The sequence below is a fragment of the Desulfurella amilsii genome (assembly GCF_002119425.1).
Lineage (GTDB): Bacteria > Campylobacterota_A > Desulfurellia > Desulfurellales > Desulfurellaceae > Desulfurella > Desulfurella amilsii.
The window spans coordinates 75,582-87,230 of sequence record NZ_MDSU01000001.1; the positions used below are offsets into that span (position 1 = coordinate 75,582).

Consider the following 11,649-nt stretch of genomic DNA (forward strand, 5'->3'; position numbering starts at 1 on the left):
AAATTATTGTACATTTCTGTGCTTTTGTTGTCAATAAAGCTAAAATTTTCGTTGCATTTTTTTAATTTTTTACTTGCTTTTGTAAAATAGTAAATATAGAATAATACAAATAGGAAAACAAGGGGGTTTTATGAAAACGATTATTATGGCTATAATTATAACTTTATCATTGTTATTACACAGTGTGTATGCATTAAAAGAATATACAAGAATAGAAGGTAAAGTTTTATTTATTGATACAAAAAATTCTGCCATTGAGGTTAAAGTGTACTCTAAAGTGTGCAGCGGTTTGCATACATTTGATATAGAAAACAGCGAAGCTATAAAAGGACTTAACGTTGGGGATGGTATATCTTTGTATGTTATAAGTGATTGCAATAAAGCCAAAGTAGGAGAGCAAAGATGATTAAAAAACTGCTTTTGGTGCTATGGGCTTTTTTAATGTTTAGCCCGTATGCTATGGCTGATTGTAAGTCACCCTCTGCTTCAGCTATACCGCCGTTTTTGGGCTCAGCAGTATCAATACCGCCAAATGTGCTAATTGTAATGGATATTAGTGGTTCTATGAGCTGGAAGGCATATACAGGAAGATACACTGGCACAGAAGAGGGTTATTTTGACCCCAACGCGGTTTACTCTTATAATAGTAACGATGGTTATTGGTATCAATCACAGGTAAACTCTGCTAAATGTCCTACTGATCGAAGAGTTGATGGTGGATATTGCGGTTCATATTTAAACTTTCACTATATGACACGTATTGACTTATTACAGTGGGTTTTAACGGGAGGCTCGCCAAAGTATTGTTCTAATAATAATCAAAGTTGTGACCCTAGGCTTAATAACAATGGCAACGATATTATGCTGACTACTTATAATGGAGTAGATGTACTTACACCTATGAGCCGCATCAATAATTCTTTATTATTATCTTTAGCAAACAGCACGCAAAATACAAAGCCTCGCATTGGTTTAGAGATGTTTTCGAACAATGTGAGTGCAAGTAAAGTTTATATTGGTGATTACGATAAATCGGGTAACACAGGCCCTAACAATCCATATACAAACCTTATTAGAATGATAAATAGTGCAACGCCTGGTGGATCGACAGCAACGGGTCCTGCTATGAAAGCAGCGCTAGACTATTTTAATCAAAGCACACTTAATATTGGTACGGACTGTGAGGGACAAGGTTATAGCTACAGCAATGGCTTTAACACTTCTAAAGGTACCTGGAAAGACCCTATGTATCAGCCGTGTAAGTCAGATTGTATAACTAAAAGCTGTAGTTTTTGCTCTGCAGAATGCGCTAACAACTATGTAATTTTAATGTCTGATGGCGACTGGAATAGTGGCGGTGACCCGCTAAAGCCTGCATGGTATATGTACAACAAATTTAGCCGCCCATTAAACAATACAAATTTTACAATCAACAAAGTATACACAGTGGGTATGTTTTTACCAACAGGCAGCGGCTATTGCGGTTTTAAAGCGCTAAAAAATGTGTCACTGTATGGCTCAACAAATATTAGCAGCTATCCTACAAATTGCCCGTCGTGTTCAAGTGATTGCGAAAATACGGATTATTATAAATATGCATACGGTAGTTACTGCTCCACTCCAGAACCAGACCCCACTACTACAAACCCTCCTACAACTTTTAGCTCAAATAACGCAAGTCAGCTAAAAAATAGCCTATCTGCAATATTTCAGGATATTGCAAAAAATGTTTCATCTGGCTCATCTGCTGCTATTGCAAGCACGAGTAACCAGGGTTCTATATTGCTGCAATCTGTATTTTGGCCTCAGAAAACTTTTGATAATGGCGCTAAGGTTTCATGGGTTGGTAAGCTTTATGCTTGGTGGCTTCAGCAAAGCGCAGGTAGCGCACCTCAAATAAAAGCAGACAATGATGGCAATAAGCAATTAAACCCAAGCGACACAACTATCACATTTGGCTCTACAAATCAATCAACAATACTTGATCAAAATAAGCCTATTTTTGAAGCAGGTGCTGTACTGCTAAGCACTCTCCCAGATGATAGAACAATATATACCACAACAGATGGTAAAACACTTATTTCTTTTGGCACAAGCAAAGTAGAAGTAGATTCAATAAGTCCGTATTTTGGCAGTTTGCCAAGCTATTTAGGTAGTTCAAACCAGGCAGCTAATTTAATTAACTATATAAGGGGTACAGATTTTACAGATTTGGGCGCAAGGAGTCGAAGTGTTGGTGTATCTGGTGTGTGGAAATTAGGTGATATAGTCTACTCTTCACCATCTGTGATGCAGGCAGTTGACTATACGGATGCTTCAAAAACATACAATGTGATTTTTGTTGGTGCAAATGATGGGATGCTGCATGCATTTTTGCTTGGTCAGCCTATAAATACATACAAACAAGACCCAGTTGTTGTACTGTGCAACGATAATAAGTTTACAGTAGATTCTAGTGGAAATGTGGCATGCAGTGATGGAAACAATCAAGTAGGTAGTGAGCTTTGGGCTTTTATACCAAAAAATTCTCTACCGTATCTAAAATATTTAGCAGACCCAAATTATGACTCAAGCAAACATATCTATTTTAGTGATTTAGAGCCATTTGTATTTAGAATATATACTAACAATGGTGTTAAAACAATTTTAATTGGCGGCATGAGATTTGGTGGTTGTGTTAGCCCTTTAACTGATGCTGGCTATTCTTCTTACTATGCACTAGATGTTACAGACCCTAAAAACCCTTTACTATTGTGGGAGTTCAGTAATCTTGCTTTGGGTTTTAGCTATTCTGGTCCTGCTATCATAAAAGAATACGATGGTACGCAAAATAAGTATTTTGCAGTATTTTTATCTGGTCCAACGAATTATGATGGCACATCAACGCAGTCTTTGAGTTTATTTATTATAGATCTACTTTCTGGACAACTACTGCAAACAATTACAAATTTTGGTGGCTCAACTTACCAAAAAGCTTTTGGAGGCAGACTATTTACAGGTGGTATTGTAGATAATGCAAATAGCCTAACTCAGGCTATACCTTTTGGAATTTCTTATCAGGATCCAAACAACAATTGGCATGGTAAAGTTTTTTTGCTAAATACTTTTGAGAATTCGGATTATGCAAAATGGCAAGTTATCCCAGTTCCGTTGGGTATGGATATTGGGCCAGTTACTGCTCAAGTAGCCACGTCTAAGTGTCAAAATATAAGACAGTATATTTACTTTGGCACAGGGAGGTATTTTAAACCTACAGATGGTATAACTTTGCCAAATGAAAATATTTTTGGTGTTGATGTAACTGAGTGCATAAATTCTGCCTCTTGCACAACCAATAATATAACAAAAATAACACCTTCAAATCAAATCAATGCTTCTTATGTGCCCGGATTTTCTTGGTATATGCCATTAACTGATAATGGTGAGCGTGACATTAGTGATCCATCATCAGGAAGCACTGCTGTGACATTTACAACGGCTTTGCCTACAGGCACTAATAACGTTTCAAACTCTCTTTGTATATCGGGCTATGGTGGTCAGGCGAATGTATGGTCTTTAATGTGCGGCACAGGTGCACCAAATACTAGCACAGATATATATCTTATCTCAACTTCTTCCGGTGGTATTTATGCAGCAAGCGCTAATAGCTCAAATACAACGGGTAAAATTGGGACATTTAGCGGCATTCCTTCTATAAAAAAACCTGCAAAAGTTAGCGCTGGAACAAATAAAGGAATTATCATACAATGGTTAGAAAAGTAAGGGCGTTTACTTTATTAGAAGTGATTATTACGATAGCTATCTTGGCTATAGCCTTAGCGATTGCTATACCAAATTTTAATAAATACATGAAAAGCTTTCAGATCACAAGCCAATTTAATCGCATTGAAGCAGACCTTGATTATGCAAAAACTTACGCTTTTACAAGAAAAGTTAAGGTAAATGTGATAATCTCACAATATAGTTGCACTATAGTAGATACTACAAACAATAAAACGATAAAGGGTCCTATTGCTTTAAAATACGCTTGTTATACAAACCCTCAAAACGCTGTTGTTATATTTTATCCATTAGGCTACCCTACGCCTGCAAGCATATATACTACACAGGCAAACAATCCCAATTGTACAAGTGTTTCTTTTACAAAGATAATTTCTGGAGTATACAATGGCACAAGTTGCACGCAGTAATAGTGGTTTTTCTTTAATAGAAGCAATTATTGCTTTATTTATAATAATTGTCGCCTTAGTTGGCCTTTTGGGCGCTTTAAACTTAAGTATGAATGTAGAAGTACAAAATGAAGTAAGGAACGCTTTACTCAACATCATTGGTCAACAAAGAAATGCTATAGAATCTAACATCTCACTATGTGACAATTATGTTTCACCCACAACAATCAATATAACAAACTCTACTATACAAAAATATATTCCAAATTACACAATTCAAACTACAAAACAAGATCAGGGTTCAAATACTATTTGTACTGCAGATTTTAGCTGGGCATATAAAGGAAAACAGGAGCATACAACAAGAATTATCGTTGTGAGGAATCAATGAGTGATCGCGAAAAGGGTTTTACTCTAATAGAAGTCATTGTTACACTGTTTATACTAATGGTAGCTTTGGCTATAGGATATTATACTTTTGTAAGGGTTTTAAAACTCTCATTTTACCATTCAAGCACAACAAAATCACAAATAAACACGCTTATGGGTACGACTTTATTAAGGTACGATTGCGAGATGGCTGGCTACGGATTAACCCAAAGCATACCAAATACTGTAGACTCAAGCAATTATAATGAGGCAGTCTCTTCTCCAGCAAAAACTTACAATGTGGCACCAGGTGTGCCATGGCCGTACCAAATTGGCACATACAACAATGCCTCATATTTAGTCATACGTTCTTGCTTAGCAAACATAAATAGCGCTTCTAAAAAATGGAGCATAATGTACTATGATGGTTCTAGTTGGCAGATTCAAGGATACACTGATCAATTAGCCTGGCCAGCTGCTGAATCTGATTATCACTTTAGGCCAGGTTCAGACGACAATGATTACGTTATAATACTAAATAAGCGTGACTTATACGCAAAATCAAGTGGGCTTTACTACTTTAAATTAAGTACACTGCCCTCAAACGCCAATATACCACCATCGGATTATACATATATAGTCTATGGTGTAAGCCCAGATACTACACTACGCATGCCATTTAACCGTGTAGATTATTTTTTGGATAATACGAATTTGCCAAAGTTTTGCGAGCCTTCTACATACGAGTTATACAGGACTACAATTAATCAAGCAAACGGCGGAATGAATAAACAACCGCTTTTAGATTGCGTCGCAAAATTTCAAGTTGCCATTAAAAGCAATGGACAATGGTTTACAAGTAAAAATCCCTTTGGCAGTGTTATTGATTCTCAAAATACCCAAGAGGTAAGAATTTTTATAATCCAGCAGTCTGGCAAATTTAATCCAGAATACACTAATGCAAATACAATTAATTTAGGCGATACCGATACAGGTACCTTAAGCTCTTTTACGCCAGCTGGTAATCAAGTGCACTACCAGTGGAAGACAATAAAATTATCAATTGTACCAAGGAATTTAGTGCAATGAAAAAGTCAAGTGAAGAGGGTATAGCCTTAATTGTAGCAATTTTACTTAGTTTTATGACTTTAGCTTTGATTGGTGCTCTACTTTGGCTTGTGGTTGAAAGTACAAAGATGAGTAGTATGCATAAGCAATACAGTAGTGCACATGATGCGGCTATTGGTGGTGCAGAGGTTATCATGGATGCACTGTATTGGGGTCAAAATCCAAATTTGCCAGCAGGTACATATTCTATAAATGATCAAAGCTGTTTTCGAATAAAGAGAGAAAACCCTACGCAGTATTGGGGTAGCTGTCTAAATTCTAGCCCAGATATTACTATAAATTTTGGCAAGATAAACTCAAGTAGCGATTATTATAATGTAGGCATTACAATTACTTCAACTACGATAGCACCTGCTTGTGCAGCAAGTAGTACACCTGCTGCCTATACTTATGCTGTTTCTGTAGATGCTACGGATCCTACAAAGCTGGACAAGGCTGGGATTGATTTTGTATATTATGTAGGTAAATAAAATTTGCTTTATAAATTACTAAAATAAACTATTGACATTTTAGCAAATAAATGTTAAAAAACCCTGCTAGTGCATAAGTGCGCATTAAGAAATTTAGTGAAAATTTTTTGTTTGAAGGAGGGCACATGGGTGAAGGCACTCGGGAGGCATATTTTAGCGGAGTACTTTAGCTGTGATAAGGGCATCTTAAATGATGCAATGGCTTTGGAAAAATTCTTAAATGGTGCAGCAAGAGCTGCAAATGCTACTGTAATTTCTTCTTCTTTTCGTACCTTCCAACCTTTTGGCGTAAGCGGTATTGTTATAATAGCTGAATCTCATTTGGCTATTCACACATGGCCGGAGTATGGCTATGCGGCGATAGATTTTTTTACATGCGGGGATTCTGCAGATCCATGGAAAGCACACGAGTACCTTAAAAATTTGCTCAAACCACTATACACTAAAGAGCAAGAGGTGTTGCGAGGTGTGCTTGATTTAGAACATTTTACATATAAAGCTCAATGTAATTTGGCGGTAGAGCAATGAATAATATCTTTCTAACTGCGCCGAATATCTATAAACTTTCATCGTCAAGTGCTGAAGGGTTAACATTGCTTAACGCATTCGATGTAGCTTTGCTCGAAAGTGGCATAGGTAATACAAACCTTGTTAAAATGAGCTCAATTTTGCCACCAAACTGCGAATACCAAGACAACATCAAATTACCACTTGGATCATTGGTACCTGTGGCGTATGCATCGATTGTTTCTAAAAAAGAAGGCCAGAAGATCTCTGCTGCTGTAGCTTGTGCTATACCTAAAGATAAAACAAAAAATGGCCTCATAATGGAATACGAAGATTATGATATTTCAAAAATTGAAGCTGAGAGAGTGGTTATTGAAATGGCAAAATGGGGTATGGAAAAGCGTGACTATGAAATTGGAAAAATCGTAAGTATTTCTGCTGAACACATTGTAGAAAGAAACGGTTGTGCCTTTGCCTGTGTTGTGTTATGGTGGAAATGAAATACTACTGCGCTACTTCAAGTTATGAAAAATCAAATATAGTTTTAGTGGGTGTGCCATATGATGGCACATCCAGTTTTAGGCCAGGATCACGATTTGCTCCAAATGCTATTAGAGAAAATTCTGACGGAATTGAGTCTTATTCACCTTATTTTGATAAGGATTTAAGAGAAAAAAAGATATGCGATATGGGCGATATACCTTTGCCATTTGGGGATAAAGAGCTTGTTTTGGATATTGTAGAAAAATTTTCTTTTAAGCTAATTAAAAATAAAAAAAAGCTTTTGTCAATTGGCGGGGAGCATTTAATTAGTTTTCCTCTGATTAAAACATTTAGCAAGAAATACGAAAACCTTGCTGTTGTACACTTAGATGCCCACAGTGATTTGATAGATTCTTATCGTTCAGAAAAACTCTCTCACGCAAGTGTAATTAGACGTATATCTGAAATAGTTGGTTTTGAAAATGTTTATCAACTTGGGATTAGAAGTTTAAATATTACAGATTTAAACCTTCCATATAGAAAAGACAATCTATGCTTGTTTAATTTTGACAAAGTCCAAGATTATGTTGATAAAATTAGCAGTAAACCCGTTTATCTTACTATAGATTTAGATGTTTTAGACCCTTCGATTTTTCCTGGAACAGGCACGCCAGAGCCAGGTGGCGTTACATACAAAGAACTGATTGATTGTCTGAAAAAAATTAGCGTTTTAAATATAGTAGGATGCGATGTGGTTGAACTATCGCCCCAATATGATGTAAGTGGTGTTTCATCAATTGTTGCAGCAAGTGTAGTAAGGGAAGTTTTGTGTTTGTTATAAAAGCTCTACAGGTATTTCTTCAAAGCTTTCAACACACAAATCCACCTGAGTAGATTTGTTCTTATTAATAAGTATTGTTTTAAATTTGAACAATTTCGCTGTAATTAAATTTTGTTCCATATCGTCAATCATTGTGTAAAGTCTCGATGGGAATTTTTGTGTTACCTTTATATAGGGTTCTTTGTTTGGTTTGGCAATAAAGTCTGCTTCAATAATATCGAATATATCGTTAAATTCATCTAAAATTTCTAAACGCTCAAGTACATTTAAGGCATGTTTTTTGGGCGCGCTGGTAAAAATAATTTTTCTGCCTTTTATTGACCTTAGCTTTTCTTTTATAATGCTGTTTGGATTAATGGTTGATAAATCTACACTATGCGCAAAATCTAAGAAAACATATGGGTCAATATTGTAGTTTTTTATTAAGCCCATAAGCGTTGAGCCGTAAGTTTTAACATAATGTACCCTTAAGTTTTCTACAAATTGCTCTTGAAGGTTTAAATGCTGTATCATAAATTTTTTTATATTTTTGTTTATCTCTTCAAATATACCTGTTTGAGGTTTATAAAGTGTTTTGTCTAAATCTATCAAAAATGTCTTCATCTTTAATACTGTTTAATTTTATCATAAAGTTAGACGCATTGCAAGGAAGCTTATTTAACTCTTCTTTACTTTTATAGAAGAAATCCAATAAAACTTCCGAAAATTTATTAATATCTGTTGGGTCAATTACAACTCTGGTTTTTGCTTTTTTTACAAGTTTGCTGTAGCCAGCAAATTTACTTGCAATAACTGGCAAACTACAGGCAAGGGCTTCTTCTATTACAAAGCCCGCACTATCGTATAGACTTGGATAAGCAAAGCAGTCAGCTGATTTATAAAATTTTTCTAAATCGTTTCTTTTTTCAAAAGAAATTATTTTGTCTTCTATGTGTAGTTTACTTGCTTTAGCTTTAAATTTTTTAATATCGTTTTGTCCTGTTGCTATTAAATGCGCTTTTTTAAAAAAATCTTTATCTTTGCATGCGATTTTAAAAGCCTCTAGCAAATAAAAAAACCCTTTTGAGCCAGAAATTTATTGATACGTATAAAAAGTAAAATTTATTGTCAGGTAAGTTTAATAAGTTCAAAAAATCTTTATTTTTATTTTCGATATTGAAGCGATTTAGGTCTATTTTATTGTATTAAACAATAACTTTTTGATTCATCAACATTATATGAGTGCATAAGCTGTATTTTTATAAGTAAAGAAGGCATGATAAAGTATTTTGTTTTTTTTGTGTGAATGCTTTTTTTGAATATACAGCAGTAACCAGTGATACAGTGAAGCATTGCGTTTAATTTTGGCATAAATCAAAGATAGTTTGCTTGTGTGTCTAAGGCATGCTTGCTTAACGTAATCTTTATGCGTACTGCCGCTTACACGTAGTATATCGCATCCTATGCTGTTAATAGAAAAACTTGACAATACATCAAATTGCCTTTATAAAATATCTGAGGTTTTAATGAGAATTTTGCTTACGAACGATGACGGTTTTTTTTCTGAAGGTATAAGAGATTTAAGAGAATATCTACTAAAAAATAACGAAGTATTTGTAGTAACGACTGATAGGAATAGAAGCAGCTCAAGCCACTCTCTTACACTGCATAGGCCCTTAAGGCTTAGAAAAATAGAAGAAAATACCTATGCTATTGATGGCACACCAGCAGATAGTGTTTTAATGGCAATTAGGTATTTGTATAAAGATAATTTACCAGATTTAGTTATATCAGGTGTAAATGACGGTGCTAACTTAGGTGAAGATGTAATATATTCTGGCACTGTTGCAGCTGCTTTTGAGGCAAGATTGCTTGGTATAAAATCCTTTGCTGTCAGTCTTGCGTGTATCGATGAGGAGCAAAAACACTTTGAAAGCGCTTTTTTTTATACCGGAAAAATTATAGGATTAATAAATACTCTAAATTTACCAGATAGTACAATTTTAAATGTTAATGTGCCAAATAAACAAATTGAGCAAATTAAAGGCATAGTGTTTACAAGGCAAGGATCGCGTATATATCAAGAAAACATAATAAAGCGTCAGGATCCAAGGAGAAATTCATATTTCTGGATAGGCGGCCACTTAATTAAAACAAACGATTCGAAAAACACTGATTTTTGGGCACTTGAAAATAATTACGTATCTGTTACGCCAATAAAAGCAGATTTAACCGACTATACCTTGCTAGAAAAACTCACATCAACTAATCAAAATTTTTGAATCAAAACAGAGTCATATTTTTCTTTTAATTCTTTTTCCAAGCCATTTATATTTGCTATGTCTGTTGTTCTTATTACGACGTTTCTTTTTCCTGCTGGTGCTTTTTCGTAACATGTAAAAATAGCGTGCACTTTTGTATCAAACTTGCTTATAATATTTACAATCTCTGCAATGGTACCCGCAGCATCTGAGATTTGTGTATATATCCTTACGCCTTTTGATTGAGCCGCTGTTATAGAGATCAGGAGTTTAAAAATATCTCTATCCGAGATTATGCCTACCAATTTGTCGTTTTCCAAAACGGGTAAAGAACCAATCCTATTTTTATACATTATAGCACCAGCTTCTTCAATCGGAATGTCTGGCGTTATTGTTATAACATCACGCCTTGCAATTTCCTTTAGAGTTATTTTAGATAATAAATAATGTAATTCAAAAATATCTAACGATGTTGCTTTTGATGGTGAATATTCTTCTATTTCTTTTATAGAAATAATGCCAAAAATCTTATCTTTATCAATAATGGGTAAATGTTTAATGTTGTTTTCTTTCATTTTCGTAATAGCATTACTAACCTTTTCCTCTACCTGTGCGGTTATTACATTTTTTGTCATAAAATCTCTTACCAGCATTACATTTCCTCCTTTCTTTCTACTAAGATAGCTTAATTTCTAAAAATATCAAGTATTGGGTTAATTTTAACTTTACATATAAATATATGAGATATATAGATAAGATTATAAAAAATAATAATTTTAAGTAGGTATTTTATAGATGAGGCTAGATAGCTATTAATTGGTGAAATAGCGCCCGAATTTCAAGCACAAACTGCAAAAGGTCCTATCAATTTTTTAGACGATTTTAAAGGCAAATGGGTTGTATTTTCTTACACTCAGCTGATTATACATCGGTTTGTACTACAGAATTTATTGCATTTAATAAAGAATACTTTGAGTTTCAAAAAAGAAACTGCGAAATATTAGGCCTTTCTATTTATTCTCACATTTCATGGATTATGAACATCGAAGAAAAAGCTAATAAGAAAATACAATTTGCGGTTATAGGTGATCCTATGGGTAAAGTAGCCTCACTTTATGGTATACTGCACCCAAAAGCAAGCGGATCCAAAAACGGTAAGATCAGTGTTTTTTTATTGATCCAAATGAGATTATCAGGGCAATTCTTTACTAATCCTTTAACAAACAGAAGAAACATCTAAGAAATTATCAGGCTTTTAGAGGCATTGCAAAAAACGGATTCCGATAAAGTGGCAACGCTTGCAAATTGGGTTAATTCAAAGCAAACCTGGGAATTTGACGAAGAAAAAGTTATTATTAGAGCACCGTTAACTGTTGATGGCGCAAAGCAGAGACTGAACGAAAGCTATCAATACATAGGTTGGTTGGTATTTGTGCTTTAAA

The 11,649-nt window shown here is 34.7% G+C and carries 15 protein-coding genes; 12 read left to right on the forward strand and 3 right to left on the reverse strand.

Annotation, left to right across the window (positions count from 1 at the left end):
• Positions 1–130 precede the first annotated feature (130 nt).
• The 9 genes from DESAMIL20_RS00395 (at position 131) to speB (ending at position 7,967) form a co-directional block, all read left to right on the forward strand.
• The gene (locus tag DESAMIL20_RS00395) at positions 131–406 is read left to right on the forward strand and encodes a hypothetical protein (protein WP_086032903.1); all 276 of its coding nucleotides are present in this window, start codon (positions 131–133) and stop codon (positions 404–406) included.
• Positions 403–3,762, forward strand: coding sequence for a pilus assembly protein (locus DESAMIL20_RS00400; protein ID WP_086032904.1), 3,360 nt, complete (start codon positions 403–405; stop codon positions 3,760–3,762). The genes DESAMIL20_RS00395 and DESAMIL20_RS00400 overlap by 4 nt, the downstream gene beginning before the upstream one ends.
• A complete protein-coding gene (locus DESAMIL20_RS00405; protein WP_086032905.1) occupies positions 3,747–4,190 on the forward strand; it encodes a prepilin-type N-terminal cleavage/methylation domain-containing protein in 444 nt (147 codons plus the stop codon). Before DESAMIL20_RS00400 ends, DESAMIL20_RS00405 begins: the two co-directional genes overlap by 16 nt.
• Positions 4,168–4,560: a type IV pilus modification PilV family protein gene (locus tag DESAMIL20_RS00410; RefSeq protein WP_086032906.1), complete on the forward strand. Its 393-nt coding sequence runs from the start codon at positions 4,168–4,170 to the stop codon at positions 4,558–4,560. The genes DESAMIL20_RS00405 and DESAMIL20_RS00410 overlap by 23 nt, the downstream gene beginning before the upstream one ends.
• The gene (locus tag DESAMIL20_RS00415; protein ID WP_086032907.1) at positions 4,557–5,627 is read left to right on the forward strand and encodes a PilW family protein; all 1,071 of its coding nucleotides are present in this window, start codon (positions 4,557–4,559) and stop codon (positions 5,625–5,627) included. The genes DESAMIL20_RS00410 and DESAMIL20_RS00415 overlap by 4 nt, the downstream gene beginning before the upstream one ends.
• Complete coding sequence (locus DESAMIL20_RS00420; protein ID WP_086032908.1) at positions 5,624–6,136, forward strand: hypothetical protein; 513 nt, start codon at positions 5,624–5,626, stop codon at positions 6,134–6,136. The genes DESAMIL20_RS00415 and DESAMIL20_RS00420 overlap by 4 nt, the downstream gene beginning before the upstream one ends.
• 129 nt (positions 6,137–6,265) lie before the next feature.
• Positions 6,266–6,664, forward strand: a complete 399-nt coding sequence (speD, locus tag DESAMIL20_RS00425; protein WP_086032909.1) for an adenosylmethionine decarboxylase — start codon at positions 6,266–6,268, stop codon at positions 6,662–6,664.
• Positions 6,661–7,143 (forward strand): pyruvoyl-dependent arginine decarboxylase, encoded by a 483-nt coding sequence (locus DESAMIL20_RS00430; RefSeq protein ID WP_086032910.1) that lies wholly within the window; start codon positions 6,661–6,663, stop codon positions 7,141–7,143. The genes speD and DESAMIL20_RS00430 overlap by 4 nt, the downstream gene beginning before the upstream one ends.
• Positions 7,140–7,967, forward strand: coding sequence for an agmatinase (gene speB, locus DESAMIL20_RS00435; protein WP_086032911.1), 828 nt, complete (start codon positions 7,140–7,142; stop codon positions 7,965–7,967). The genes DESAMIL20_RS00430 and speB overlap by 4 nt, the downstream gene beginning before the upstream one ends.
• Here speB and DESAMIL20_RS00440 read toward each other — a convergent pair.
• Together DESAMIL20_RS00440 and DESAMIL20_RS00445 are read right to left on the reverse strand one after the other, a co-directional pair.
• On the reverse strand, positions 7,962–8,570 hold the full coding sequence (locus DESAMIL20_RS00440; protein WP_086032912.1) for a pyrimidine 5'-nucleotidase: 609 nt from the start codon (positions 8,568–8,570) through the stop codon (positions 7,962–7,964). The genes speB and DESAMIL20_RS00440 overlap by 6 nt on opposite strands.
• Positions 8,530–9,042, reverse strand: coding sequence for a glycosyltransferase (locus DESAMIL20_RS00445; RefSeq protein ID WP_086032913.1), 513 nt, complete (start codon positions 9,040–9,042; stop codon positions 8,530–8,532). The genes DESAMIL20_RS00440 and DESAMIL20_RS00445 overlap by 41 nt, the downstream gene beginning before the upstream one ends.
• Before the next feature lie 430 nt (positions 9,043–9,472).
• Here DESAMIL20_RS00445 and surE point away from each other — a divergent pair, with 430 nt between their 5' ends.
• Positions 9,473–10,228 carry a 5'/3'-nucleotidase SurE gene (gene surE / locus DESAMIL20_RS00450; RefSeq protein ID WP_158090466.1) on the forward strand — a complete coding sequence of 252 codons (756 nt, stop codon included), beginning with the start codon at positions 9,473–9,475 and terminating at the stop codon, positions 10,226–10,228.
• On the opposite strand, the gene DESAMIL20_RS00455 is transcribed toward surE, so the two are convergent.
• Positions 10,216–10,860: a CBS and ACT domain-containing protein gene (locus tag DESAMIL20_RS00455; protein ID WP_086032915.1), complete on the reverse strand. Its 645-nt coding sequence runs from the start codon at positions 10,858–10,860 to the stop codon at positions 10,216–10,218. The two genes, surE and DESAMIL20_RS00455, sit on opposite strands and share 13 nt — an antisense overlap.
• Positions 10,861–11,099: 239 nt before the next feature.
• On the opposite strand from DESAMIL20_RS00455, the gene DESAMIL20_RS10550 reads away from it, so the two are divergent.
• Together DESAMIL20_RS10550 and DESAMIL20_RS10555 are read left to right on the forward strand one after the other, a co-directional pair.
• Positions 11,100–11,447, forward strand: a complete 348-nt coding sequence (locus tag DESAMIL20_RS10550; RefSeq protein WP_204218537.1) for a redoxin domain-containing protein — start codon at positions 11,100–11,102, stop codon at positions 11,445–11,447.
• Positions 11,448–11,471: 24 nt separating this feature from the next.
• Entirely contained in the window at positions 11,472–11,648 is a 177-nt protein-coding gene (locus DESAMIL20_RS10555) for a hypothetical protein (protein ID WP_204218538.1), read from the forward strand.
• Position 11,649 lies beyond the last annotated feature (1 nt).

Bases quoted from the DNA above. Each gene is read 5' to 3' on its own strand.
- DESAMIL20_RS00395 (WP_086032903.1), top strand. From the start codon at position 131: ATGAAAACGATTATTATGGCTATAATTATAACTTTATCATTGTTATTA.
- DESAMIL20_RS00400 (WP_086032904.1), top strand. From the start codon at position 403: ATGATTAAAAAACTGCTTTTGGTGCTATGGGCTTTTTTAATGTTTAGC.
- DESAMIL20_RS00405 (WP_086032905.1), top strand. From the start codon at position 3,747: ATGGTTAGAAAAGTAAGGGCGTTTACTTTATTAGAAGTGATTATTACG.
- DESAMIL20_RS00410 (WP_086032906.1), top strand. From the start codon at position 4,168: ATGGCACAAGTTGCACGCAGTAATAGTGGTTTTTCTTTAATAGAAGCA.
- DESAMIL20_RS00415 (WP_086032907.1), top strand. From the start codon at position 4,557: ATGAGTGATCGCGAAAAGGGTTTTACTCTAATAGAAGTCATTGTTACA.
- DESAMIL20_RS00420 (WP_086032908.1), top strand. From the start codon at position 5,624: ATGAAAAAGTCAAGTGAAGAGGGTATAGCCTTAATTGTAGCAATTTTA.
- DESAMIL20_RS00430 (WP_086032910.1), top strand. From the start codon at position 6,661: ATGAATAATATCTTTCTAACTGCGCCGAATATCTATAAACTTTCATCG.
- speB (WP_086032911.1), top strand. From the start codon at position 7,140: ATGAAATACTACTGCGCTACTTCAAGTTATGAAAAATCAAATATAGTT.
- DESAMIL20_RS00440 (WP_086032912.1), bottom strand. From the start codon at position 8,570: ATGAAGACATTTTTGATAGATTTAGACAAAACACTTTATAAACCTCAA.
- surE (WP_158090466.1), top strand. From the start codon at position 9,473: ATGAGAATTTTGCTTACGAACGATGACGGTTTTTTTTCTGAAGGTATA.
- DESAMIL20_RS00455 (WP_086032915.1), bottom strand. From the start codon at position 10,860: ATGCTGGTAAGAGATTTTATGACAAAAAATGTAATAACCGCACAGGTA.
- DESAMIL20_RS10550 (WP_204218537.1), top strand. From the start codon at position 11,100: ATGGGTTGTATTTTCTTACACTCAGCTGATTATACATCGGTTTGTACT.